Origin of the sequence: Thioclava sp. GXIMD4216 (assembly GCF_037949285.1) — a bacterium.
In the GTDB taxonomy this organism is placed as follows: Bacteria; Pseudomonadota; Alphaproteobacteria; order Rhodobacterales; family Rhodobacteraceae; genus Thioclava; species Thioclava litoralis.
Window position 1 is genome coordinate 1,320,569 of the sequence record NZ_CP149926.1, and the last position, 22,916, is coordinate 1,343,484.

Below are 22,916 nucleotides of genomic sequence, written 5' to 3' on the forward strand. Positions count from 1 at the left end.
CTTGAAAAAGTAAGGCGCCCCGAAGGGCGCCCTTTGTCGTCAGCCAAGCGCATCGTTGCAGCGTTGGCAGGTATGGGGGTGCTTATGCGTGCCGACATCCGGCAGGATGCGCCAGCAGCGCTCGCATTTCTCGCCATCGGCCATCTCGAAGACCACAGCGACGCCCGTCACATCGGGCAGGCGGAAGGCTTCGGCGGGGGCCGGATCGGCGGTCAGCGTCAGGGCGGAGGTGATGCAGAGATCCTCGAAGGGCACAGTCTTCAGTAGATCCAGCAGAGCCGCATCTTCCACATGCACAACAGGGGCTGCTTCCAGCGAGGCACCGATCACCTTCTCGCGGCGCTGCACCTCGAGGGCTGCGGTCACCGCGCGGCGGGCACGGCGGATTGCTTCCCATTTCTGGGCCAGCGCCTCGTTGCGCCACTCGGCAGGCGTCTCGGGGAAGTCTTCCAGATGGACCGAAGCCTCTGCGCCATCAAAGCGCGACAGCCAGACATCTTCCATCGTGAAGGGCAGGATCGGCGCGAGCCATGTGGTCAGGCGGTGGAACAGGATATCCATCACCGTGCGCGCGGCACGGCGACGGATGCTATCTGCCGGATCACAGTAAAGCGCGTCCTTGCGGATATCGAAATGGAAGGCCGACAGCTCGATCGTGCAGAAGGTGAAGAGCTTCTGGAACACGGACTGGAAGTTGAAGGCGCGGTAATCGGCCTGGATTTCCGCGTCCAGCTCCGCCAGACGGTGCAGGATGAAGCGCTCGAGTTCGGGCATTTCCGAGACATCCAGGCGCTCGCTCTCGTCGAAATCCTTCAGCGCGCCGAGCATATAGCGCAGCGTGTTGCGCAGGCGGCGATAGCTATCTGCCACGCCTTTGAGGATTTTCGGGCCGATCCGCTGGTCCGCGGTGTAGTCCGATTGTGCCACCCAAAGACGCAGGATATCCGCGCCATATTCCGAGATAACCTCTTGCGGGGCCACGGTATTGCCGATGGATTTGGACATTTTCATGCCCTTCTCATCCAGCGTGAAGCCATGGGTGACCACATTGCGGTAAGGCGCGCGGCCCTTGGTGGCCGAAGCCTGCAGGAGCGAGGAATGGAACCAGCCGCGGTGCTGGTCGGTGCCTTCCAGATAGACATCCGCGATGCCATCCTTAGTGCCGTCCGCGCGGTCGCGCAGCACGAAAGCATGGGTGGACCCGCTATCGAACCACACGTCGAGCACGTCGAAGACCTGATCATAGTCCTCGGGGTTCACGATGCCGTCCAGAACGCGGGCCTTGAAGCCCTCCTCATACCAGACATCCGCGCCTTTTTCCTCGAAGGCGGCGGTGATGCGGGCGTTGACCTCTGCGTTGCGCAGCAGGAAATCCTCGGCATCGGGTTTCGCGCCCCGCTTGGTGAAGCAGGTCAGCGGCACGCCCCATGCGCGCTGGCGCGACAGAACCCAGTCGGGGCGCGTCTCGATCATCGAATGCAGGCGGTTCTTGCCGCGCTCGGGGGTGAAGGCCACCAGCTCTTCGATGGATTTCAGCGCGCGCTCGCGGATGGTATCGCCATAGGTGCCCATGCCATCGTCCATCTTCACATCGATCGCGGCAAACCATTGCGGCGTATTGCGATAGATCAGCGGCGCTTTGGAACGCCAGCTATGCGGATAGCTGTGCTTCAGTTTGCCTTTGGCCAGAAGCGCACCGGCATAGGCCAGTTGCTTGATGTTTTCCACATTGGCGGGGCCGTCCTTGCCATCATCGGCCACGATCTTCATGCCTGCAAAGAGCGGCAGATCGGCGCGATAGGACCCATCGGCCTCGATGTTATAGGTCATCTTGAGGCCGAATTTCAGGCCCAGCTGATAGTCGTCATCGCCGTGCGAGGGCGCGGTATGGACAAAGCCCGTACCGGCATCATCGGTCACATGATCGCCCGGCAGCATGGGGACATCGTAATCCCACTCGCCATTGGCGCCTTCGACACTCGCATAGGGGTGGTTGAGGATCACGCCTTCAAATTCCGAAGTCGCCACATCGCGCAGGCGCGAATAGCCCTCGACCTTGGCCGAGTTCATCACATCATCGGCCAGCTTGTCGGCCAGCACGATCAGCTCGCCCGCTTCCGCCGTGGATTTGTCCGCGGGAATATCCACACGGTAGAGGCCGTAGGACATGGAGGGACCATAGGCCACCGCGCGGTTTTGCGGGATGGTCCAAGGCGTGGTGGTCCAGATCACGACCGAAGCACCTTCCAGCACATCGGCCTTGGGCTTGAAGCGGACCCAGATCATATGGCTGGTGTGGTCGTGATATTCGACCTCGGCCTCGGCCAGAGCGGTTTTTTCAACCGGCGACCACATCACGGGTTTCGAGCCCTGATAGAGCGTGCCATTCATCAGGAAGGTCATGAACTCTTCCGCGATGACGCGCTCGGCGTGGAAGTTCATGGTCAGGTAGGGGTCGTCCCAGTTGCCATAGACGCCGAGGCGCTTGAATTCCTCGCGCTGGATATTCACCCAGCCTTCGGCAAACTTGCGGCATTCCTGACGGAAGTCGATGACAGGCACCTCGTCCTTGTCCTTGCCCGCCTTGCGGTATTGTTCTTCGATCTTCCATTCGATCGGCAGGCCGTGGCAATCCCAGCCCGGCACGTAACGGGCGTCATGGCCCATCATCTGATGCGAGCGGGTGATGATATCCTTGATGACCTTGTTCAGCGCGTGACCGATATGCAGGTGGCCATTGGCATAGGGAGGGCCGTCATGCAGCGTGAAAGGTGTGCGGCTGCCCGCTTTGGCCTTGTCGCGCAGGCGGTCATAGATGCCGATTTTCGCCCAGCGGTCGAGCCATTCGGGCTCGCGCATGGGCAGCCCTGCGCGCATCGGAAAGTCGGTTTCGGGCAGGAAGACGGTATCGTGGTAATCGACGGATTTGTCGGTTGTGTCGGCACACATAGGGGGAACATCCTTGGAAGGGGATCGGTCGGGCGGCGGCTTGCCTGCCCGTCATTCGGTACACATCACCCGGCTACCCTGACGCGTCAGAGCGCCGGGCCGGTAATTCGCAGGATGTGGTCACGCAATGTCATGAGGGCCTTATAGGCGGGGAGGCAGGTCTGGGCAAGCGCTTGCTTGCAGGAGATGGCAGGCAGGGGCGCTGCCCCTCTTGGGGCTTTGCCCCAATTCACCCCGGGATATTTGGGGCAGCTGGAGGCGGTCATGAAAAAGGCACCCCGAAGGGTGCCTTTCCTTGGATCTGGTCGGGCGCTTAGTTGCGCGATTTGTCGACCAGTTTGCCTTTGCCGATCCAGGGCATCATTTCGCGCAGTTTCGCGCCGACGCGCTCGATCTCGTGCTCGTCATTGGCACGGCGCGAGGCTTTGAGCGTCGGTTGGCCGACGGAGTTTTCCAGCATGAAGTCGCGGACGAATTTGCCGGTCTGGATGTCCGACAGGACGGCTTTCATGCGGGCTTTGGTTTCCTCGTAGGGAAGAACGCGCGGGCCGGACACGTATTGGCCGTATTCTGCGGTGTTCGAGATCGAATAATCCATGGTGGCGATGCCGCCTTCATAGATCAGGTCCACGATCAGTTTCATTTCGTGCAGGCACTCGAAATAGGCCATTTCCGGCTCGTAGCCCGCTTCGACGAGGGTTTCGAAGCCGCAACGGATCAGTTCGACCACGCCACCGCACAGAACGGCCTGTTCGCCGAAGAGGTCGGTTTCGCATTCCTGACGGAAGTTGGTCTCGATGATGCCCGAGCGGCCGCCACCGATGGCCGAGCAATAGGAGAGCGCGATATCCTGCGCGCGGCCCGATGCGTCGGTTTCAACGGCGAAGAGGCAGGGTACGCCGCCGCCTTTGACATATTCGCCACGCACGGTGTGGCCCGGGCCTTTGGGGGCCATCATGATGACGTCGACGCCTGCTTTCGGCTCGATCAGGCCGAAATGCACGTTCAGGCCGTGGGCGAATGCGATTGCCGCACCTTCGCGCAGGTTGTCATGGACGTATTTCTTGTAGGTTTCGGCCTGCAGCTCGTCGGGCATGGCGAACATGATGACATCTGCCCAAGCGGCGGCTTCGGCGATGCCCATGACTTTCAGGCCTTCGGCTTCGGCTTTCTTGGCCGAGGGCGACCCTTCGCGCAGCGCGATGGCAAGGTTTTTCGCGCCCGAATCGCGCAGGTTCAGCGCGTGGGCATGGCCTTGGCTGCCATAGCCGAGGATGGCAACCTTGAGGTCCTTGATCAGGTTCACATCGCAGTCGCGATCATAGAATACACGCATGTTCTTTCCTCCACTTGCGTTTGGTGCGCAGTTTACAGGCTGTGGTCGGAATTCCCATGACGTTTTGCATGAATTATGTATAATAATGAAATTCCAATTCGGAAATAATGCATATGGTGTAATAGTCATGCAAATTGATGATGTAGACCGGAGGATTTTGCGCCATCTGATGGCCGATCCCTCGCAAAGCAATGCCGATCTGGCCGAGCGGGCGGGGCTGACCACGGCCACCTGCTGGCGCCGGATCGAGAAGATGCAGGCCGAAGGGGTGTTGCAAGGGCGGCAGGCGATTATCAACTGGCGCGCTTTGGGCTGGGAGGTGGAGGTGTCTTTACGCTTCACGCTGGACAAGACCAACCCGCGGTCCTTCGACCAGTTTCTGGAGGCTGCGCGGCAGGTGCCCGAGGTGATCGAGATCCAGACCTTTCTGGGCCAGACCGATGTGCGGTTGAATGTGATTGCCCGCGATATGGCGCATTACCAGCAGATCTATCGCAGCCAGATCCTGTCCTTGCCGCATATCCAAGAGACAGACGCCCTGATGCTGATTTCCAAGGTGAAGGACAGTACGGAGCTGCCGCTATGATCGCGCTGGATGATACGGACCGCCAGATCCTGCGGGCTTTGGCCGAGGATGGCACGCTGAATGCCGGTGCTTTGGGGCGGCGGCTGGGGATGTCGCAGCCCTCGGCGTGGCGGCGGGTGAAGCGGTTGCAGGAGGCGGGCGTGCTGGCGGGGACGCGGGTGGTGATCGACCGCGCGGCGGTGGGCTTTGGGGTGACGGTCTTTCTGGGGATCAAGCTGGCGACCCGTGGCCGTGTCAGCCTTGAGGATTTCGAGCGCGCGGCAGGGGCGATCCCCGAGGTGCAGGTGATCCAGCACGTACTTGGACAGTTCGACTACCGGCTACAGGTGACGGCCCGTGACATCCCCGATTTCGAGCGCGTGCTGCGTCGGCGGATCATGACCCTTCCGGCTGTGGGCCATGTCGAGGCGAATGTGATGCTGTCGGAAGAGCGGCGGCTTGGGCCGCTTGGGTAATGGTCAAATATACGCCTTTTGGTTACTTTTTGGGCTATCCTTGGTAATGCTAGGTGAAATCAGGCCCTTGGCTTAGGGGCAGCATGGACCTTCGCGATATTTGCGGGGATCTATGCGGAAAGAGGAGAGCGTATGTTTGACCAGAAGGGCCTGCCGCAGATGCAGCGCAGTCATGGCGAGGCTGCCGTGCGCTTTCATGCGGGGCGGCTGAAAGGGTTGCGTCAGCGTGGCTCGGCCAAGGCGCAACTGCCGCGGGTGGGTGATGTGCCGGAGGTGGTGTTTCTGAACACCTCGGGCGGGCTGACCTCGGGCGATACGCTGTCCTATGCGCTGGAGATCGAGGGCGGGCGGGTCGTGGCGACCACGCAGGCCGCCGAGCGCGCCTATCGCGCCGATCAGGGCGCGGCGCTTGTGCGGGTAAGCCATCAGGTGGGCGCGGGCGGCTGGCTGGATTGGCTGCCGCAGGAGACGATCCTGTTTGATCGGTCCAATATCGACCGTCACACGGCGATCGAACTGGCCCCTGATGCGGGCTGTCTGATGCTGGAGGCCGTGGTGCTGGGGCGGCATGCGATGGGCGAGACGGTGGAAACGCTCGCGCTGCGCGACCGCCGCGAGATCCGCCGCGCGGGGCGGCCCGTGATGATCGAACCCTTCGCCATGGGCTCGCGCGAACTGGGGCAGAGGGGCGCGATCCTGGGCGATGCCCGTGCCTTTGCTACCGTGGTGATGTGCTGTCAGGGGGCGGAGGACGCGCTTGGCCGCCTGCGCGATGTGCTTGACGAAGAGGGGGTCGAGGCGGCAGCTTCGGGCTTTGACGGTAAGGTGATTATGCGGTGTATCGCCAAGGACGGCTGGCCGCTTCGGAAACAATTATTGCGGGCGATGGCGGTCTTGCGGGGCAATAGGCCCGCGCCGCGTGTCTGGCAGATCTGAAGAAGAGGGATAAGATGAACCTGACCCCGAGGGAAAAGGAAAAGCTGATGGTCAGCCTTGCCGCCATGGTGGCGCGCGGGCGGCTGGAACGCGGTGTGAAGCTCAACCACCCCGAGGCGATTGCGATCATCTCCGATTTCGTGGTCGAAGGCGCGCGGGCAGGCCGGTCTGTGGCCGAGCTGATGGAAACCGGCGCCGAGGTGATCACCCGCGAACAATGTATGGAGGGCATCCCCGAGATGATCCATTCCATTCAGGTCGAGGCCACTTTCCCCGATGGCACGAAACTCGTGACCGTCCACCATCCCATTCGTTGATACCCCCCCATTCGCTGATACCAAGGACATCCCATGAAACATCTCAAGAAAACCATTGCTGCCGCCGCTTTGCTGCCCAGCGTTGCTATGGCGCATCCGGGCCATGAGGCAGGCACTGTTTTGGCCGGTATGGCGCATCCGCTGTCTGGCGCGGACCATATTCTGGCGATGGTCGCCATTGGCCTGATGGCCGTGCAACTGGGTGGCCGCGCGCTTTGGGCGGTGCCTGCGGGCTTTGTGGGCGCGATGCTGGTGGGTGCGGCGATGGGCGCACATGGCGTGCCGTTCTTCTCGGTCGAGCCGCTGATCCTTGCCTCGATCATCGTGCTGGGCGCGGTGGTGGCGCTGTCGGCGCGCCTGCCGGTGACGGCTCTGGTGCCGATGGTGGCGCTTTTCGGCATGGCGCATGGCTGGGCGCATGGGGCGGAAGGTCCGGCCCATGGGATGGCGGGCTATTTCGCGGGCTTCGCGCTGGCCACGGCTGCTCTGCATCTGGCGGGCATGGTCTTTGGCCGTGTGATCCACCGTTTCGCTTTGCGCGGCTTGGGCCTTGCCACGGCGGCGGCGGGTCTTGCTTTGGCCTTTGCGGGGTAAGCGCATGATCCCCGGTGAAATCCTCCCCGCTGCAGGCGAGATCACGCTGAACGAAGGGCTGACCCCTATTACCCTTCTGGTCGCCAATACCGGAGACCGGCCTATTCAGGTCGGGAGCCACTACCATTTTGCCGAAACCAACCCCGGTCTGCAGTTCGACCGCGAGGCCGCGCGGGGCTATCGTCTGGATATAGCCGCAGGCACCGCCGTGCGCTTCGAGCCGGGCCAGTCGCGCGAGGTCACTTTGGTGCCCTATCGCGGCACCCGCGAGGTCTGGGGCTTCAACCAGAAGGTCATGGGGAAGCTGTAACCCCGAGGGAGCATATCATGTCGCCAGTGACGGCCTATCGTTTATGGTTTGAATATGCCCGTATGATGGGCGAGGCGCAGATGGTGATTGCCATGCGTGTCGCCGGAATGGCCGGTTTCTGGTCGATAGCGCCCTCTGAGATGACGCGGATGGTCGCGGAAAAACAGAAGGCCGCTGTGGAAAGCTGGACCAAAGCCTCGCAGGCGGCGGTCTCGGGCAAGCCGCCGGAGACGGTTGCTCGGGCGGCGCTGCGGCCTGTGGCGCGGCGGACACACGCCAATGTGAAACGGCTGGGCAAGCGTGGCCCTGCCGTTCCGGGGCGCAAATGAGGGCGGCCGTGGTTGTAGCGCTTTTGTGGGGCGCACCCCTCTGGGCGCAAGACTGCGCGGACCCGCAGACGCAGGCCGATATGACGGGCTGCGCGGCGCTTGATTTCGCGCAAGCCGATGCCGCTCTGAACGCGGAATATGCTGCGACCCGCGACCGTGCCAAGGCGCGGGGCGCAGCTCAGGCCGATGCGCTCTTGCAGGCACAGCGGGCATGGATCGCCTATCGTGATGCCGCCTGCAAGGCGCAGGGGCTCGAATTCGAGGGTGGCTCCCTAGAGCCCATGGTCGTGGCTATGTGCAAGACCGAGCTAACACAGCGGCGCAGCGAGGATCTGCGCCGCCTCTACGAAAACCAGTGAGTGGAGGCTTAGATGCCCGCCAAGATTTCCCGCGCCACCTATGCCGATATGTTCGGCCCCACCACCGGCGATCGTCTGCGCCTTGCCGATACCGATCTGATCATCGAGGTCGAACGTGACCTGACCACCTATGGCGAAGAGGTCAAATTCGGCGGCGGTAAGGTGATCCGCGATGGTATGGGCCAGAGCCAGATCACCCGTGCAGGCGGGGCAGTGGATACGGTCATCACCAATGCGCTGATCGTCGATCATTCGGGCATTTATAAGGCCGATGTGGCTTTGCGCGACGGGCGGATACATGCGATTGGCAAGGCGGGCAACCCCGATACCCAGCCGGGCGTGGATATCATCATCGGGCCGGGCACCGAGGTGATCGCGGGCGAGGGCAAGATCCTGACCGCAGGCGGGATGGATGCGCATATCCATTTCATCTGTCCCCAGCAGATCGAGGATGCGCTGGCCTCGGGCATCACCACCATGCTGGGCGGCGGCACCGGCCCCGCGCATGGGACGCTGGCCACCACCTGCACGCCCGGTCCGTGGCATATCTCGCGGATGCTGCAGTCTTTTGACGCCTTCCCGATGAACCTCGCGCTGTCGGGCAAGGGCAATGCCTCGCGCCCCGAGGCGCTGGTCGAGATGGTCAATGCCGGTGCCTGTGCTATGAAGCTGCATGAGGACTGGGGCACCACGCCCGCCGCTATCGACTGCTGCCTCTCGGTGGCCGACGATATGGATGTGCAGGTGATGATACATACCGATACGCTCAATGAATCGGGCTTTGTCGAGAATACTCTGGCCGCGATCAATGGCCGCACGATCCACGCTTTCCATACCGAGGGCGCAGGCGGTGGCCATGCGCCCGACATTCTGCGCGTGGTGGGCGAGGAAAACGTGATCCCGTCCTCCACCAACCCGACCCGCCCCTATACCGGCAATACGGTGGAAGAGCATCTGGATATGCTGATGGTCTGCCACCACCTCGATAACAAGGTCCCCGAAGATGTGGCCTTCGCCGAAAGCCGCATCCGCAAGGAGACCATCGCTGCCGAGGATATCTTGCATGATATGGGGGCCATGTCGATCATCAGTTCGGACAGTCAGGCGATGGGCCGCGTGGGCGAGGTCATCATCCGCTGCTGGCAGACCGCCGATAAGATGAAGAAACAGCGCGGCCGTCTGGCCGAGGAAACCGGCGAGAATGACAACGCCCGCGTCAAACGCTTCATTGCGAAATACACGATCAATCCGGCGATCTGCCACGGGATCTCGCAGCATATCGGCTCGGTCGAGGTGGGTAAGCGCGCCGATCTGGTGCTCTGGAACCCTGCCTTCTTTGGCGCCAAGCCCGAGATGGTGCTGATGGGGGGGATGATCGTCTCGGCGCAGATGGGCGATCCGAATGGCTCGATCCCCGCGCAGCCCTTCTATACCCGCAATATGTTCGGCGCCTATGGCGGGGCGCTCGGGGCTTCGGCTGTGACCTTTGTCTCTCAGGCGGCCGAGGCCGATGGGGTCGCGGCCAAGCTGGGGCTGCAGAAACAGGTGCTGGCGGTGAAAGGCACGCGCGGCATCGGCAAGGCGGATATGATCCATAATGCCGCGCGCCCCAAGATCGAGGTGCATCCCGAAACCTATGAGGTGCGCGCCAATGGCGAGCTATTGACCTGTGAACCCGCCACCGAACTGCCGCTTGCGCAGCGCTACTTCCTGTTCTGAGAGGATGTGGCGCAGGCCCTCAACTGGCTCTGATCCGGCGGAACAGCGTTTTGCGCGGCGGCGGGCCATCGATCTTGGCGATCTCGGGCAGATGCGCCAGCACGTCGGCCTGTGTCTTGCGGCGCAGGCGGATGGTGCGGGTGATCTTTTCGCGCGAATAGGACGGGTTCTTACGGATGTCGTCGGGCAGAAGACGCGGGTCGAAAATTCGCTCGCGGCTGGTGACAAGCTCGACCTTATGCCATTGGCCGATGCGCGGCATCTCGGCTTCGGTCAGCCATGCTTCGCGCAACTCTGCCTCTCGCTGGCGCAGCCGCATGATCTCCGAACGGATCTGCGCAAGTTCATCGGCGGGGGTAAGACCTGACATATGCCTCTTCTCCTATGCATCCTCGGGGCGAATATTCCGCAAGAATGTTAAAGACATATCTAACAATGAGGCCATTATGAGCGAAAAAATCGTATCATCTGCAGTTGAATCCGCTGGACAGTGGCATTCCGCCGATGGCGCGGTCGCGCTGGATTACGAAGGGCGCTTTCTGCGGCGCAAACGGTTGACCATGCTGTCGGGGGAAAGCTTCCTTGTGGATCTGCCCGAGGTCACCAATCTGCGCGGCGGCGAGGCGTTTGTGCTGTCCGATGGGCGTCGGGTCGAGGTCACCTGTGCCGAGGAGCCCGTGCTGGTGATCACCGGAGATCTGGCGCGGCTGGCATGGCATATCGGCAACCGCCATACGCCTTGCCAGATCGACGCCGACAGGCTGGTGATCCGCGAAGACCATGTGCTTGAGGCGATGCTCAAGCAACTTGGCGCAACCGTCAGCCATGCGGATGCGCCCTTCGCCCCCGAGAGCGGCGCCTATGGCATGGGCCGCACGATGGGCCATGACCACGGGCCCGATCACACCCATGCCCACCATGATCATGATCACGGGCATGACCACGGGCATGACCACGGGCATGACCACGGGCATGACCACGGGCACAGCCATGATCATGGGCATCATCACCATCACGACCATTCGCACGGGTAAGGCGATGGCAGCGGCACTTCTGTCTTTGGTGCAATGGATGTCTCCGGCCTTCCCGACCGGAGCCTTCGCCTATAGCCACGGGTTGGAGCAGGCGATAGCTACGGGCGAGGTCTCGGATGAGGCGGGGCTGTCGCAATGGCTGCGCGATATCCTGCATCACGGGGCGGGATGGAATGATGCGGTTCTTCTAGGCCTCGGGCTTCAGGGCCATGCCCTTGACGATCTGGATGCTCATGCCCGTGCGCTCTCCGCCAGTGCCGAGCGCCTGCGCGAAACGCTCGAGCAGGGCACGGCCTTCGCCAAAGCGCAGGCGCAGATGAATGGCACGGATGAGCCCGCCGAGGTCGCGCTGCCGGTGGCGGTGGCACAGGCCGCGCGGGGCATGGATCTGCCGCGCGAAGAGATTATCGCCCTGTTTTTGCATAGCTTTGCGTCAAACCTTGTGTCCTGTGCGGTGCGCTTTGTGCCTTTGGGGCAGGCGCAGGGGCAAAGGGTGCTGGCGGGGCTGCACCCCGATATTGCGCAGATTGCCGCGAAAGCGAGCCACGCGGGTTTGGATGACCTCGCAGCGGCGGCCTTTCGTGCCGATCTGGGATCGATGCTGCATGAAACTCTGGATGTGCGCATCTTCAAGACATAGGGGTAAGCGGCCCCGCAAGAAGGAGACAGAAATGGCAAACGGACCTTTGCGCGTCGGTATCGGCGGCCCCGTTGGCGTAGGCAAGACGACCCTGACCGAACAGCTGTGCCGCGCTTTGGCTGGTCGGTGTTCGATGGCGGTGGTGACCAATGACATCTACACCCGCGAGGATGCCGAGGCCCTGATGCGGGCGCAGGTGCTGCCTGCCGACCGCATCCGGGGCGTCGAGACCGGTGGCTGCCCGCATACCGCAATCCGCGAGGATGCCTCGATCAATCTGGCGGCGATTGCCGATCTGAATAAGGCCTTCCCCGATCTTGATCTGGTGCTGATCGAATCGGGCGGCGATAATCTGGCGGCAACCTTCAGCCCCGAGCTGGCCGATCTGACGATCTATGTCATCGACACGGCGGCAGGGCAGGACATCCCGCGCAAGCGGGGGCCGGGGGTGACGCGCTCGGATCTGCTGGTGGTCAATAAGACCGATCTTGCGCCCTATGTCGGAGTGGATACCGACCTCCTGCAAAGCGATACGGCCAAGGCGCGCGGCACGCGGCCCTATGTGCTGGCGCAGCTGAAAGCGGGCAAAGGCGTGCCCGAGATCGTGGCTTTTCTGGAAGAGGAAGGCGGGCTGGCTCTGCGGGAGCCTGCCTGATCACTTCATCCCCAACCCCGCGCGCATCATCAGCTGGCGCACGGGTTTCAGCCCGTAGATCGCCCCCAAAGCGCCCGCCCGCAGATCGCGCAGCGGGCGCGGGGCGATCATCGAGACACGGTTGAGCATATCGATCCCCGCAATCCGTGCACGGACCTCGGGCCAGCGGGCGCGGTGATAGGCGGTCAGCATCTGCGCTGATCCCAGATCCTCGGCATGTTTGCGCGAAAGCTCCAGCAGGCAACCGATATCGGCAAGGCTCATGTTCAGCCCCTGCGCGCCAATCGGCGGGATCACATGGGCGGCCTCGGCAATCAGCGCGACCCGCTCGCCGTTCAAAGCCTGTGCATGCTGTACCCGCATCGGCCAGACCGCGCGGCGGGTGGCCAGCGTCAGCGGGCCGAGGATGCCGGTCGAGCGTTCCAGCATGGCGGCTTCAAAGGCCTCTTTGTCCAGCGCGGCCAGACGGTCGGCTTCGGCGCCGCGCTCCATCCAGACGATAGCGGAACAATGCGCCCCATCGCGGTCGGGCAGGGGGACGAGGGTGAAAGGCCCGCCCGTGCGGTGGACCTCGGTCGAGACATTCTCATGCGGGACCGGATGGGTGACGGCGAAGGCCAGTGCCTTCTGGCCGTAGTGATGCAGCTTGGCCCCGATGCCCGCCGCCTGACGGATGAAACTGTCGCGCCCGTCGGCGCCGATCACCAGCTTGGCCTGAACAAGCGTGCCATCCGACAGCGTCACCCGCGCCTCGGCCCGCCGCGTCACCAGCCCCGTGGTGGCCACGCCCGCGCGGAAATCGACATTGGGCAGCTCGGCCAGACGGGCAACCATCTCGCGCCGCAACAGCCAGTTGGGGAGGTTCCAGCCAAAGGGCTGATCCGAAATGTCGGAGGCGTCAAAATCACGGGTCAGCCGCGCCTCGGGCTTTTCGCCGCCCGCATCAATGATCCGCATGATCTGCAGGGCCGCCGCAAAAGGCACCAGCCGTTGCCACAGCCCCGCCGCCTCAAGGATTTTCACGGAGGGCTGCAGGAAGGCCGTGGTGCGCATATCGGCCCCTTCGGCCTGCGCATCGGTGACAGGGGGCATCGGGTCCACGCAGATCACCTTGAAACCGGCCGTGCCGAAGGCTGCCGCTGCCGTTAGCCCCGCCACGCCACCGCCCGAAATCAGGATGTCGGTCTGGATCGGATCTATGCTCATGGCGGCGGTCTTTCCTTGCTGTGTCTTGACCCTATCATAGCGCGGCTTGCGGCGAAGGCCAGATCATCCGGCCTTGATCAGCTGCGCCAGAAAGCCGCTTAGGTCATTGGTATGATGGCCGATATGATCTGCCTCAAGCGCCAGAGGCGCGACATGCACGGTCTGCATCCCCAATTTATGCGGCACCTCCAGATTGCGGGCGTCATCTTCGAACATCGCGCCCTCCTGCGGGCGGATGCCTGCCTTGCGGAAGACCATGTCAAAGGCTTCGGCCCGCGGTTTAGGGTGGAAATCGGCATGTTCGATGCCGTAGACCCCGTCAAACAGCCCCGACAGCCCCCGCGCCGCCAGCACCTGTTCGGCATAGGGGGCCGAGCCATTGGTATAGACGATCTTGCGCCCCGGCAGCGCGCGGATGCCCTGCGCCAGCATGGGGTCGGGCGTGAGCGCGTCAAAAGAGATATCATGCACCTCATGCAGGAAGGGCAGCGGGTCGATCTGATGTTCATGCATCAGCCCCGCCAAAGTCGTGCCATAGAGCTTCCAGTAGTGGCTGCGCAGATGATGGGCGCGGGTCGCATCCACCTTCAGCTCGCGCATCACGTAATCTGCCATCTTCACCTCGATCTGTGAAAACAGCGCCACCTCGGGCGGATAGAGCGTATTATCAAGGTCGAAGACCCAGTCCGACACATGGTCGAAGCCGGAAAGCGGGGGGAGGTTCGGGGTACGCATACTATGGTCCATAGCGCGTTCGGGGGAATGGTGTAAATGTCGCACTTCTTCCGCTTGTCATATCCGGCGCTGGCTCCTAGGGTCGTCCGATGCAAAATGCGAGCCTGACAGGCGAGAGGGACAATGCAAAAAGACGCCTATACGCTGATCCTCGAAGCGATTGATGCCGGAACCTATAAACCCGGTGACCGTCTTGTTGAATCCGAACTGGCCGAGAGGCTGGGGGTGTCGCGCACGCCGGTGCGTGAGGCGCTGCAACGCCTCGAGACGCAATCCATGCTGGCGCGTGACGGACGCTCGCTGATTGTCGCGTCGCTCGACCATAACCAGTTGGCGGAACTCTATACCGTGCGTGCCGAACTCGAGGCGCTGGCGGCACGGCTGGCGGCGCGGCATGCGGCCCCCGAGGAAGTGCGCGTGATGCAGGCGATGATCGAGGAAGACCATCAGAAACTCGGAGATCCGATCGCGCTCAGCCGCGCCAATAAGCGGTTCCACCGGCAGATCCATCTGGCCTCGCATAACCGCTATCTGGTGCAACAGCTGGATCTTGTGCATCGGTCGATGGCGCTGCTGGCGACGACCTCGCTTGCGGCGGAGGGCCGTGGCGAGATCGCGCTTGCCGAACACCAGCGGATTGTCGATGCGATTGCGGCAGGTGACGAGGACGAGGCAGGGGCCGCGTTGCGCGCACATATCTCGGAGGCCTTCGTGACCCGCCTCAAAAGCGATGCGCGTGCTCATGGCGGGCAGCCGCAGTGATCAACTGATCCAGGGCGCCCGTTGGGGCCGTGGCGGGGCGGCAATCGGCACCTGTTCCGTCTGGCTGGCGGGCAGGGTGATGTGCAGGTCGAAGATCCCATGCGTGGTCTTGTCCCAGTAGAAGGGCTTCTGGACCAGTTCATAGATCGCTTTCCATCCTGCAATCGCTCCCAGCGGAAAATACAGATGCATGCTGGGCACCCAAGGGATCAGAAACCGGTGGCTTTCGCCGCGGACCGCCCACGCCGCAAGACAGATATTGAGAAGCTCTGCGGTGACGAAAACGGCCACAAGCAGGGTGATCTGGGTGTCCGAAAGCAGGCTCTGGACGGGATGGGGCAGGCCGAAGACCATCAGCCAGAAGCTCCATAGCAGCGGGGCCAGCACGTATTGCGAAAGCGAGCCGAAGAACATCACCTGAAACGCCCAGAAACGGCGCGGCCCGAGATCTTCCATCAGCTTGCGGGGCGAGCGCATATGCACGGCCCAGGTGATCGCATAGCCCTTCAGCCAGCGCGAACGTTGTTTGACCCAGGGCACCATGCGGCAATTCGCTTCTTCCTGCGTGACGGTCGGCACCAGTTCGGTGCGATATCCCTTGCGGGCCAGACGCACCCCGAGATCGGCATCCTCGGTCACATTATGCGCATCCCAGCAGCCAAGCTCTTCCAGCACCTTGCGCCGGAAAAACAGGGTTGTGCCGCCCAAGGGGACCACAAAGCCAAGCTTGGCAATACCGGGCAGGACCATGCGGAACCATGTCGCATATTCGATGGTAAAACAGCGTGACAGCCAGTTCGTGCGCGGGTTGTAATAATCGAGAATGCCCTGCAGGCAGACGACTTCCGGCGGCGCTTTGGCAAAGCGGCGCGCAATCATGTGCAGCTGGTCGGGATGGGGCGCATCTTCGGCATCATAGACACCGATGATGCTGCCACGGCAGAAATTCAGCGCATAATTGAGCGCACGGGGTTTTGTGCGGATGGGCCCGTCGGGCACGGGCAGAACCCGCATCCAGCGCGGCAGATCGGCCTTGGCCAGTGCATCGCGGGTCACATGATCGTCTTCCTCGACGACAAGCAGCATATCGAGCAGCTCGCGCGGATAATGCAGCCGCGACATGCGCGCCACCAGTCGCGCGGCAATATCGGGCTCGCGGAACATCGGGACCATGATGGAAATCACCGGGAGGCGGGCGGCAGGAGCTGGCGTGGTCTGGGGCATGTAGCGCGCGCTCCGTGCCTGCGTGATGCCTGCCCAGAGCTTCAGGGCGGAAGTCAGAACCAAGGTCAGGATGGCCCAGCCCGAGAGCAGCGCGAAGACAGCCAGAGGCATCAATGTCAGCCCTAATGCGCCCGCAAACAACACGCCGAACAGCCAGGTTGCCGCACGTCGTTCATCGCGCTCGCGGCAGCTCATCTCGGAGGCAACGCGGGATTCCGCCCGACGAATCATCTGTGTCTTGCGGCGGGCCAGAAGACTGTCGGTAATGGCGCGTTCGGTCGCGATGGCCATGCGATAGGGGCCGTATTCCTTGGGCAGATCTTTCTGGATGCTGGCAAAGAGGTCGGGATGGGCGCAGGCCAAAAGCGTCACCCCGCCGACGCGCCGTATCGGAGCGATGACTTTGGTGCAGCAGAATTCCGCCCCGAGCGCATCAATCAGGCGCGGATCTGGTGAGTCGCGCGTCAGATCAATCGGGCTGGCGCCCCATTGCTGGGCAAGCGCGTGCATCAGCTGGGTCTCCGTGATCCAGCCATGCGCGATCAGGATATCGCCAAGCCGTGCATCCTCGCGCCCCCGTAGCGAGACGGCTTTCAGCAGGTCGCCCGGGCTGAGATAGCCCAGATCGACAAGGATCTGCTCCAGCGGCGCGCGGCCCGCCCGTGCCCGCCTTGGCGGCGGTACGCGGCGCTTCTGGGCCGGTCGCAACAGTCTGAGATCGGACAGGTTGTCCGAAGTGACGGCCTTCTGGCCGTGCAAGGTCGTCTCCATGATTTCGCCCCCAGGCTAAAACTGGTGACAAGATTTCGCCCAAAAGTTGAATCAATCGTTAACTACAAATAAAAAGGGCGCTTTCTGTTTCCAGAAGGCGCCCCAGAAGCTGTGGATAACTCTGTGGGAATTATTTCATCGCGGCGATGAAGCGGTCGAACAGATAGTAGCTGTCCATCGGACCCGGGCTGGCTTCGGGGTGGTATTGCACGGAGAAGACCGGACGATCTTCCATTGCAATCCCGCAATTCGACCCGTCGAACAGCGACACATGGGTTTCCTTCACGCCGGCAGGCAGCGTCTGGCTGTCCACAGCGAAACCGTGGTTCATCGAGGTAATCTCGACCTTGTTGGTGGTCAGGTCTTTCACGGGGTGGTTCGCGCCGTGATGGCCGTGGTTCATCTTGATGGTTTTGGCACCCAAAGCAAGTGCAAGCATCTGGTGACCAAGGCAAATTCCGAATACCGGCAGATCCTTTTTCAGGATTTCCTGAATCATCGGCACGGCATATTTGCCGGTCGCCGCAGGGTCGCCCGGTCCGTTCGACAGGAAGACACCATCGGGGTTGAGCGCCAGAACGTCTTCCGCCGTCGCCGTCGCCGGAAGCACCGTTACATCGGCCCCGGCCGAGGCGAGGCAGCGCAGGATATTGCGCTTGGCGCCGAAATCGATGGCAACCACTTTCTTGCCTTCTTCGCTGCGCGGCTTGTAGCCGTCGGGCCATGCCCAACGCATTTCGTTCCAGCGATAGGATTGTGCACAAGTCACATCCTTGGCCAGATCCAGACCGACCAGACCGGACCACTCGCGGGCCTTTTTGATCAGCGCTTCAATGTCGAATTCACCGTTCGGGTTATGGGCAATCGCCACATTCGGGGCGCCCAGCTGGCGAATCGCACGGGTCAGGCGGCGGGTATCGATGCCGCCCACGCCAATGCGGTTGCGCTTTTCGAGCCATTCGACAAGGTTCGAGGTGGCGCGCCAGCTTGACGGCTCGGTGGGGTCCCATTTGACGACCATACCGGCAGCAACCGGATCTTGGGTTTCGTCATCTTCGGGGTTCACCCCCACATTGCCGACATGCGGGAAAGTAAAGGTAACGACCTGACCGGCGTAAGAAGGGTCGGTCATGATTTCTTGATAACCGGTCATGGCGGTGTTGAACACCAGTTCCGCGACGGTCTCGCCGGTGGCACCGAAGCCTTTCCCGTAGAACAATTGTCCGTCCGCCAGCGCGATCAGCGCGGTGGGTTTTTCGGATGACTGGTGGCTTGCAGGCATGGCGCGACTCCCCGGGGCAAAATCTGCCGGAACCTACGAGGGTAGGCGGCAATGGTCAAGGCCCGATATTGAAAACATTATTTCCAACAAATACAGAGGTTTAGTGATGTTGTGCCTTGGCCGGAGACGGAGTATCCTATGCTCTTCCATTAACGAGGGGTTTCACCGTGGATATGCGCGCAAAAATCAACGCAGCCTTGAAAGAGGCCATGCGCGAGAAGGATCAGGGGCGGCTTTCGACGCTCCGTCTGGTGAATGCGGCCATCAAGGATCGTGAAATTGCGATGCGGGGCAGCAATGAAGAACATGAGATCAACGACAGCGATGTCATGCAGATTCTCGGCAAGATGGTGAAGCAACGCCATGAAAGCGCGCGGGCCTATGAAGAGGGCGGGCGGCTGGAACTGGCCGAGCAGGAACTGTCCGAGATCAAGATATTGGAAACGTTCCTGCCGCGCCAGTTGACCGATGACGAGGTCAAGGCGGCGATCGATGCCGCGATTGCCGCGATTGATGCGCAGTCGATCCGCGACATGGGCCGTGTGATGGCGGTTCTGAAAGAAAAATATACCGGCCAGATGGATTTCGCCTCTGTCGGTCCGCGTGTCAAAGATCGCCTTTCGATCTGAGACGTGACAGGGCATAGCGAAAGATGGCGGCCTGGCCGCCATTTTTTATGCGCTGGCGACCTGTGTCCGGCAAGAAATGGCCTATCCTTGCGGTTGAGCGGGAACGCATCTTTAATCCTTTCATTGGCATTCTTTAATCGGAATCCGAAAGGGGTGAAGAATGGAAAAGCTCTCTGTTTCGCATGCGCGCGCGGCATCGGCTGCTTTGGCGGCACGGCGTGGTCAGCGTCAGGTTCATGACCTGCGCGGTATTTCACGCGATATGTATGACCAACTGACATTGGGCGAGCTGGAAGAGATGGCACAATCCGTCTCGGTGCGGGGGATGTCCGATATCTAGAGCGTCGTAATGGGCGGAAATCCACAAAGCGAAAGGTGACTTTCGAAGCCGTAATTTGCCTTCGGCGCGCGCGCTGCCCACATCCATGTCTTTGTTCATTACGAGATATGGGGTGCTATGACCGGCTTTGGACATCTGAAAACCGGAATTTTCTGTCTGGCAGGGCTGATCGTTTCGGGCTGTAACACGTCGCTCGGGCAGGTCAAACAGGCAATGCCGGAGCGCGAGTTCCTGTCTTTTGCCAGCCAGTCGGGCGGTGCGTTCACCTATGCCTGTGCGCGCGGCGCAACCGAGGCCGATACAAGATCGCGCGGGCAGAAGGCGCATCTGGCCTATGAGCACAAGATGGCTTCTTACGGGCCGACATTCGCCAAAACACTGGTTTCGGTTCTGGATTCTGGCGTATCGGATGCGGCGACATTGGAGGCAACCGTGAACGGCACATCAGACCGCTGGGCACGTTCGGCGGCATTGGAAGTGGAACGCCAATATAGATGTCTGCCGGTCGGGCCGAACCGGAGCAGCTCTTAAACCGGCCGTTCGAAGTTATGCGGCGGCGGCGGAGAGGGGAGCGTCCATTCGGCGGTCATGCCCTCCTGCACGCCCTCCTGCATGGCAGCAGGGACGCGCCGCCCTGCCAGAACCGTCCACAGGATGATGCCCAGGAACAGCAAGAAGGAAAAGAACGACAGGAACGCTCCGATCGACGAGAGCTGGTTGAGCAGGGCGAACTGGTCCGGATAATCCAGAATGCGGCGGGGCATACCCTCTTGGCCCAGGATTTGCTGCGGGAAGAATGTCAGGTTCGTTCCCAGAAACATCAGCCAGAAATGCAGTTGTCCGGCCCATTCCGGATAGTTGCGGCCCGACATTTTTCCGATCCAGAAATAGAGGCCGCCGAAAAGGGCGAAAATCGCCCCGAGGCTCATGACATAATGCGAATGCGCGACCACGAAATAGGTGCCCGCATGGTTGATATCGACCGGAGCGCCGCTGATCAGCAGCCCGCTCAGTCCGCCCATGACAAAGAGGAAGATGAAGCCAAGCGCCCAGAGAAGCGGGGTCCGCCAATGCGGGCGCGCCTGCGCCAGTGTCATGATCCATGAAAACAGGATGACCAGTGTTGGCAGGCCGACAATGGTGGCGGCCAGTGTGAAGCCGCTATCCTTGCCTGCCATCAGCCCACGGGTGAACATGTAATGCGCCCATGTGGCAAAACCGAGCAGGCCGATAGCCAGCATCGCATAAATCGTGACTTTCTGGGCGTAAAGCGGGCGCCCCGAGAAGGTGGAGATGATCTGCGAGATAATCCCGAAGCCCGGTAGAATGATGATGTAGATCTCGGGATGGCTGAAAAACCACAGGATCTGCCGGTAGAATTCGGGGTCATCCTCGTGGATCGCATGCCGGTAGCTCGGGTCGAGCATCATGGTTATCGCTCCGGCCAGCACGGGCAGCGTGCACAGCACGAGGGCGGCTGTCACAAGGATCGACCATGCAAAAGGCGATGCGTCATGCAGCGTCACGCCGGGGCCGCGCATATTGAGAAAGCTGGTAATCATGTTGATCGCGGTCAGGATCGTCGAGATCCCCATCACGAACAGCGCCGCAATGGCCACCGGCACGGTATGGGCCGAAAACAGCGCGCCGATGCCCATGATGCAGGCCAGAACATATAGCTGGTAGGCGCTGCGGTTCAGGCGCGGAAACGCCAGTTCGGGTGCGCGCAGATGCAGCGGCAAGAGATAGGAGCCGAAACCGGCAAAAAGGCCCGGGATGGCGACAAAGAACATCATCAGCACCCCATGCGAGGCGGTCAGCACATCCCAAAGCGCACTGTTGGCGGAACAGGGGGCCTGCGTCGGCCAGAGCCGCGCGCCCTCGGCGCACAGATATTGCACGCCCGGTTCCATTAGCTCGAGCCGCATATAAACGGTCACCACCACCGAAATCAGCCCGACAAGAGCCGCAGTCACCAGATAGAGCAGACCGATCGTCTTGTGGTCGCTTGATCCGCCGGTCTGCGTGCCCTTCTGGCCATCTGTCGCGGGCAGGCTGCTGGCATCGGGTCGGGGCATGGCGTCTCTCCTCTGGGCCGTGCGGGGCCGGATCGCGCCCCGCATACAATCAATCCCTGCCAAAGGAAATGCCCGCCAAAGGCTGGCGGGCATGTTCATCGGCTGACATCTCTGTGGCGGGCTTATTTGGCCACGGATTCCAGATAGGCGGCAATATCGCCCTGACCTTTCTTGGCTTTGAAGGTCATGCCCGAACGCGCGGCCTTGTCGCCGGTTTTCTCCTCAAGCCAGGCATTGGGGTCGGTGATATAGGCTTCGAGCTCTTCCTTGGTCCAGACAGCGCCGGTCGCGCCGACGGCCTTGATCGAATCCTTGTATTTGAACCCTTCAAGGCTGCCCACCTGACGTCCGATCACGCCATAGAGGTTGGGGCCGACCTTGCCCCCCTTGACGATGGCTGTGCCGTCGGGGGCCACGATGGCGTGGCAGGCTTTGCAGGCACGGAACTCTTTTTCGCCTTTGGCGGCATCCTGCGCGAAAGCAGGGGCGGCAAGGGTGACTGCGGTGAGTGTGGCAAACAGGCTAATCTTCATCGCTATTTCCTCGTTCGAACAGGTGGTTCTTTCCCGAACCGATCCGGACCTGCCTCCCGCAGGCCCAAATGCGCTTGGGGCGACTGTATCATGCCTGTAAAAAGGCTGTTACGGGATTTTAGTCCTGCTCCACAGGACTTTCGTCGAAAATCTCGTTGAAATGGGCCATGAGCGCGGCGTCCAGATCGCCCATTTCCACCGGCAGCCCCAGATCGACAAGGCTGGTCACCCCGTGATCCTTGATCCCGCAGGGCACGATTCCGGTGAAATGCTCCAGATCGGGTTCGACATTGATCGAGATGCCGTGAAAGCTGACCCATTTGCGCAGCTTGACCCCGATGGCGGCGATCTTGTCCTCGGCCAGCGCGCCGTCGATGCCGCGCGGGCGGTCGGGGCGCTCGACCCAGACGCCGACCCGGCCTTCGCGAATCTCGCCCTTGACGTTGAAATCCGCCAGCGCCGAGATCACCCAGTCTTCCAGCTTCTTGACAAAGCCGCGCACGTCGCGCCCGCGTTTGTTAAGGTCCAGCATGACATAGGCGATGCGTTGGCCCGGCCCGTGATAGGTATATTGCCCGCCACGTCCTGCCTCGAAAACCGGAAAGCGGTCGGGGTCCACCAGATCTTTCCGCTGCGCGGATGTGCCTGCCGTATAAAGGGGCGGGTGCTCGAGAAGCCAGATCGCTTCCTCTGCCTCACCGGCATGAATCGCGGCGACCCGCGCTTCCATGAAGGCAAGGGCCTCTTCATAGGGAACGGGCTGATCTGCGTGAATCCATTCGACCATGGCATCCTCCGATATTTCCCCTGATGTCGCGCTTTCGGGCCTTGGATGCAAGGGCAGAACGCCTTGCGCAAAAGGCCCATCGCGCAGGGATCAAAGAAAAAATCCGGCAAACGCATTTTTCCTCTTTTCAAGCTCGCAGACAGCCGCTAGATAGCCCTCACCAAGCCAGAGACAGTGCGGTCGTGGCGGAATTGGTAGACGCGCAGCGTTGAGGTCGCTGTGGGGTAACTCCCGTGGAAGTTCGAGTCTTCTCGACCGCACCATTCTCCGGATGGAGAGCAAAGCCCCTAGCGGGGCTTTTTGCTTTTGGGGTCTTGGAGTTTTTCGGGCTTTCGAGTTTCCAGAGTTTC

General features: G+C 61.6%; 26 protein-coding genes and 1 tRNA gene. 17 read left to right on the forward strand and 10 right to left on the reverse strand.

The features are described 5' to 3' along the window. Positions 1-39: 39 nt before the first annotated feature. Both ileS and ilvC read right to left on the reverse strand, forming a co-directional pair. Complete coding sequence (gene ileS, locus WDB88_RS06565) at positions 40-2,949, reverse strand: isoleucine--tRNA ligase (protein WP_339109390.1); 2,910 nt, start codon at positions 2,947-2,949, stop codon at positions 40-42. Between the two features lie 313 nt (positions 2,950-3,262). Then, complete coding sequence (gene ilvC, locus WDB88_RS06570) at positions 3,263-4,285, reverse strand: ketol-acid reductoisomerase (protein ID WP_339109391.1); 1,023 nt, start codon at positions 4,283-4,285, stop codon at positions 3,263-3,265. A gap of 127 nt (positions 4,286-4,412) precedes the next feature. Between ilvC and WDB88_RS06575 the strand changes: the two genes are divergently transcribed. The 9 genes from WDB88_RS06575 to ureC all read left to right on the forward strand — a co-directional run bounded on the left by WDB88_RS06575 (position 4,413) and on the right by ureC (position 9,890). Next, positions 4,413-4,871 (forward strand): Lrp/AsnC family transcriptional regulator, encoded by a 459-nt coding sequence (locus tag WDB88_RS06575; RefSeq protein ID WP_339109392.1) that lies wholly within the window; start codon positions 4,413-4,415, stop codon positions 4,869-4,871. Next, positions 4,868-5,326 carry an Lrp/AsnC family transcriptional regulator gene (locus WDB88_RS06580; RefSeq protein WP_339109393.1) on the forward strand — a complete coding sequence of 153 codons (459 nt, stop codon included), beginning with the start codon at positions 4,868-4,870 and terminating at the stop codon, positions 5,324-5,326. Before WDB88_RS06575 ends, WDB88_RS06580 begins: the two co-directional genes overlap by 4 nt. Before the next feature lie 159 nt (positions 5,327-5,485). Next, positions 5,486-6,262: an urease accessory protein UreD gene (locus tag WDB88_RS06585; protein WP_339109489.1), complete on the forward strand. Its 777-nt coding sequence runs from the start codon at positions 5,486-5,488 to the stop codon at positions 6,260-6,262. A 14-nt stretch (positions 6,263-6,276) separates the two neighbouring features. Then, a complete protein-coding gene (locus tag WDB88_RS06590) occupies positions 6,277-6,579 on the forward strand; it encodes an urease subunit gamma (protein ID WP_339109394.1) in 303 nt (100 codons plus the stop codon). Between the two features lie 33 nt (positions 6,580-6,612). Continuing rightward, on the forward strand, positions 6,613-7,173 hold the full coding sequence (locus WDB88_RS06595) for a HupE/UreJ family protein (RefSeq protein WP_339109395.1): 561 nt from the start codon (positions 6,613-6,615) through the stop codon (positions 7,171-7,173). Positions 7,174-7,177: 4 nt separating this feature from the next. Then, on the forward strand, positions 7,178-7,483 hold the full coding sequence (locus WDB88_RS06600; protein ID WP_339109396.1) for an urease subunit beta: 306 nt from the start codon (positions 7,178-7,180) through the stop codon (positions 7,481-7,483). Positions 7,484-7,500: 17 nt separating this feature from the next. Continuing rightward, positions 7,501-7,812: an antifreeze protein gene (locus tag WDB88_RS06605; protein WP_339109397.1), complete on the forward strand. Its 312-nt coding sequence runs from the start codon at positions 7,501-7,503 to the stop codon at positions 7,810-7,812. Positions 7,813-7,820: 8 nt separating this feature from the next. Beyond that, positions 7,821-8,171 (forward strand): lysozyme inhibitor LprI family protein, encoded by a 351-nt coding sequence (locus WDB88_RS06610; protein WP_339109398.1) that lies wholly within the window; start codon positions 7,821-7,823, stop codon positions 8,169-8,171. A 12-nt stretch (positions 8,172-8,183) separates the two neighbouring features. Then, positions 8,184-9,890, forward strand: coding sequence for an urease subunit alpha (ureC, locus tag WDB88_RS06615; RefSeq protein WP_339109399.1), 1,707 nt, complete (start codon positions 8,184-8,186; stop codon positions 9,888-9,890). A 19-nt stretch (positions 9,891-9,909) separates the two neighbouring features. On the opposite strand, the gene WDB88_RS06620 is transcribed toward ureC, so the two are convergent. Beyond that, positions 9,910-10,260 (reverse strand): hypothetical protein, encoded by a 351-nt coding sequence (locus tag WDB88_RS06620; protein ID WP_339109400.1) that lies wholly within the window; start codon positions 10,258-10,260, stop codon positions 9,910-9,912. A 76-nt stretch (positions 10,261-10,336) separates the two neighbouring features. Here WDB88_RS06620 and WDB88_RS06625 point away from each other — a divergent pair, with 76 nt between their 5' ends. Genes WDB88_RS06625 through ureG form a run of 3 tightly spaced genes read left to right on the forward strand, consistent with a single transcriptional unit; the run spans position 10,337 to position 12,219 of the window. Continuing rightward, positions 10,337-10,924, forward strand: a complete 588-nt coding sequence (locus WDB88_RS06625) for an urease accessory protein UreE (protein ID WP_339109401.1) — start codon at positions 10,337-10,339, stop codon at positions 10,922-10,924. A 4-nt stretch (positions 10,925-10,928) separates the two neighbouring features. Beyond that, entirely contained in the window at positions 10,929-11,564 is a 636-nt protein-coding gene (locus tag WDB88_RS06630; protein WP_339109490.1) for an urease accessory UreF family protein, read from the forward strand. A gap of 31 nt (positions 11,565-11,595) precedes the next feature. Beyond that, positions 11,596-12,219, forward strand: coding sequence for an urease accessory protein UreG (gene ureG / locus WDB88_RS06635; RefSeq protein WP_339109402.1), 624 nt, complete (start codon positions 11,596-11,598; stop codon positions 12,217-12,219). On the opposite strand, the gene WDB88_RS06640 is transcribed toward ureG, so the two are convergent. Both WDB88_RS06640 and WDB88_RS06645 read right to left on the reverse strand, forming a co-directional pair. Then, on the reverse strand, positions 12,220-13,419 hold the full coding sequence (locus WDB88_RS06640) for a UbiH/UbiF family hydroxylase (protein ID WP_339109491.1): 1,200 nt from the start codon (positions 13,417-13,419) through the stop codon (positions 12,220-12,222). It abuts the gene before it with no gap. A 69-nt stretch (positions 13,420-13,488) separates the two neighbouring features. Further along, the gene (locus WDB88_RS06645; RefSeq protein WP_339109403.1) at positions 13,489-14,160 is read right to left on the reverse strand and encodes a pyrimidine 5'-nucleotidase; all 672 of its coding nucleotides are present in this window, start codon (positions 14,158-14,160) and stop codon (positions 13,489-13,491) included. A 123-nt stretch (positions 14,161-14,283) separates the two neighbouring features. Here WDB88_RS06645 and WDB88_RS06650 point away from each other — a divergent pair, with 123 nt between their 5' ends. Next, on the forward strand, positions 14,284-14,922 hold the full coding sequence (locus WDB88_RS06650; protein WP_339109404.1) for a GntR family transcriptional regulator: 639 nt from the start codon (positions 14,284-14,286) through the stop codon (positions 14,920-14,922). Here the strand turns inward: WDB88_RS06650 and WDB88_RS06655 are convergent, their stop codons facing one another. Together WDB88_RS06655 and carA are read right to left on the reverse strand one after the other, a co-directional pair. After that, positions 14,923-16,917, reverse strand: coding sequence for a glycosyltransferase family 2 protein (locus WDB88_RS06655; protein WP_339109405.1), 1,995 nt, complete (start codon positions 16,915-16,917; stop codon positions 14,923-14,925). Positions 16,918-17,047: 130 nt separating this feature from the next. After that, positions 17,048-18,199: a glutamine-hydrolyzing carbamoyl-phosphate synthase small subunit gene (gene carA / locus WDB88_RS06660; protein ID WP_339109406.1), complete on the reverse strand. Its 1,152-nt coding sequence runs from the start codon at positions 18,197-18,199 to the stop codon at positions 17,048-17,050. 167 nt (positions 18,200-18,366) lie between these two features. Here carA and WDB88_RS06665 point away from each other — a divergent pair, with 167 nt between their 5' ends. The 3 genes from WDB88_RS06665 (at position 18,367) to WDB88_RS06675 (ending at position 19,699) form a co-directional block, all read left to right on the forward strand. After that, positions 18,367-18,828, forward strand: a complete 462-nt coding sequence (locus tag WDB88_RS06665) for a GatB/YqeY domain-containing protein (RefSeq protein WP_339109407.1) — start codon at positions 18,367-18,369, stop codon at positions 18,826-18,828. A 160-nt stretch (positions 18,829-18,988) separates the two neighbouring features. After that, complete coding sequence (locus WDB88_RS06670; protein WP_339109408.1) at positions 18,989-19,168, forward strand: DUF3008 family protein; 180 nt, start codon at positions 18,989-18,991, stop codon at positions 19,166-19,168. A gap of 117 nt (positions 19,169-19,285) precedes the next feature. Then, positions 19,286-19,699 (forward strand): hypothetical protein, encoded by a 414-nt coding sequence (locus WDB88_RS06675; RefSeq protein WP_339109409.1) that lies wholly within the window; start codon positions 19,286-19,288, stop codon positions 19,697-19,699. Here WDB88_RS06675 and WDB88_RS06680 read toward each other — a convergent pair. The 3 genes from WDB88_RS06680 to lipB form a co-directional block, all read right to left on the reverse strand. Further along, entirely contained in the window at positions 19,696-21,246 is a 1,551-nt protein-coding gene (locus WDB88_RS06680) for a cbb3-type cytochrome c oxidase subunit I (protein WP_339109410.1), read from the reverse strand. The genes WDB88_RS06675 and WDB88_RS06680 overlap by 4 nt on opposite strands. Positions 21,247-21,368: 122 nt before the next feature. Next, the gene (locus WDB88_RS06685) at positions 21,369-21,779 is read right to left on the reverse strand and encodes a cytochrome C (RefSeq protein WP_339109411.1); all 411 of its coding nucleotides are present in this window, start codon (positions 21,777-21,779) and stop codon (positions 21,369-21,371) included. Positions 21,780-21,897: 118 nt separating this feature from the next. Beyond that, positions 21,898-22,566 carry a lipoyl(octanoyl) transferase LipB gene (gene lipB, locus WDB88_RS06690; protein WP_339109412.1) on the reverse strand — a complete coding sequence of 223 codons (669 nt, stop codon included), beginning with the start codon at positions 22,564-22,566 and terminating at the stop codon, positions 21,898-21,900. Between the two features lie 176 nt (positions 22,567-22,742). Between lipB and WDB88_RS06695 the strand changes: the two genes are divergently transcribed. Then, a tRNA-Leu gene (locus tag WDB88_RS06695) sits at positions 22,743-22,829 on the forward strand. Positions 22,830-22,916: the final 87 nt, after the last annotated feature.

Coding starts and splice junctions, on each gene's coding strand:
- ileS (WP_339109390.1), bottom strand. CDS start 2,949: ATGTGTGCCGACACAACCGACAAATCCGTCGATTACCACGATACCGTC.
- ilvC (WP_339109391.1), bottom strand. CDS start 4,285: ATGCGTGTATTCTATGATCGCGACTGCGATGTGAACCTGATCAAGGAC.
- WDB88_RS06575 (WP_339109392.1), top strand. CDS start 4,413: ATGCAAATTGATGATGTAGACCGGAGGATTTTGCGCCATCTGATGGCC.
- WDB88_RS06580 (WP_339109393.1), top strand. CDS start 4,868: ATGATCGCGCTGGATGATACGGACCGCCAGATCCTGCGGGCTTTGGCC.
- WDB88_RS06585 (WP_339109489.1), top strand. CDS start 5,486: ATGCAGCGCAGTCATGGCGAGGCTGCCGTGCGCTTTCATGCGGGGCGG.
- WDB88_RS06590 (WP_339109394.1), top strand. CDS start 6,277: ATGAACCTGACCCCGAGGGAAAAGGAAAAGCTGATGGTCAGCCTTGCC.
- WDB88_RS06595 (WP_339109395.1), top strand. CDS start 6,613: ATGAAACATCTCAAGAAAACCATTGCTGCCGCCGCTTTGCTGCCCAGC.
- WDB88_RS06600 (WP_339109396.1), top strand. CDS start 7,178: ATGATCCCCGGTGAAATCCTCCCCGCTGCAGGCGAGATCACGCTGAAC.
- WDB88_RS06605 (WP_339109397.1), top strand. CDS start 7,501: ATGTCGCCAGTGACGGCCTATCGTTTATGGTTTGAATATGCCCGTATG.
- ureC (WP_339109399.1), top strand. CDS start 8,184: ATGCCCGCCAAGATTTCCCGCGCCACCTATGCCGATATGTTCGGCCCC.
- WDB88_RS06620 (WP_339109400.1), bottom strand. CDS start 10,260: ATGTCAGGTCTTACCCCCGCCGATGAACTTGCGCAGATCCGTTCGGAG.
- WDB88_RS06625 (WP_339109401.1), top strand. CDS start 10,337: ATGAGCGAAAAAATCGTATCATCTGCAGTTGAATCCGCTGGACAGTGG.
- WDB88_RS06630 (WP_339109490.1), top strand. CDS start 10,929: ATGGCAGCGGCACTTCTGTCTTTGGTGCAATGGATGTCTCCGGCCTTC.
- ureG (WP_339109402.1), top strand. CDS start 11,596: ATGGCAAACGGACCTTTGCGCGTCGGTATCGGCGGCCCCGTTGGCGTA.
- WDB88_RS06645 (WP_339109403.1), bottom strand. CDS start 14,160: ATGCGTACCCCGAACCTCCCCCCGCTTTCCGGCTTCGACCATGTGTCG.
- WDB88_RS06650 (WP_339109404.1), top strand. CDS start 14,284: ATGCAAAAAGACGCCTATACGCTGATCCTCGAAGCGATTGATGCCGGA.
- WDB88_RS06655 (WP_339109405.1), bottom strand. CDS start 16,917: ATGGAGACGACCTTGCACGGCCAGAAGGCCGTCACTTCGGACAACCTG.
- carA (WP_339109406.1), bottom strand. CDS start 18,199: ATGCCTGCAAGCCACCAGTCATCCGAAAAACCCACCGCGCTGATCGCG.
- WDB88_RS06670 (WP_339109408.1), top strand. CDS start 18,989: ATGGAAAAGCTCTCTGTTTCGCATGCGCGCGCGGCATCGGCTGCTTTG.
- WDB88_RS06675 (WP_339109409.1), top strand. CDS start 19,286: ATGACCGGCTTTGGACATCTGAAAACCGGAATTTTCTGTCTGGCAGGG.
- WDB88_RS06680 (WP_339109410.1), bottom strand. CDS start 21,246: ATGCCCCGACCCGATGCCAGCAGCCTGCCCGCGACAGATGGCCAGAAG.
- WDB88_RS06685 (WP_339109411.1), bottom strand. CDS start 21,779: ATGAAGATTAGCCTGTTTGCCACACTCACCGCAGTCACCCTTGCCGCC.
- lipB (WP_339109412.1), bottom strand. CDS start 22,566: ATGGTCGAATGGATTCACGCAGATCAGCCCGTTCCCTATGAAGAGGCC.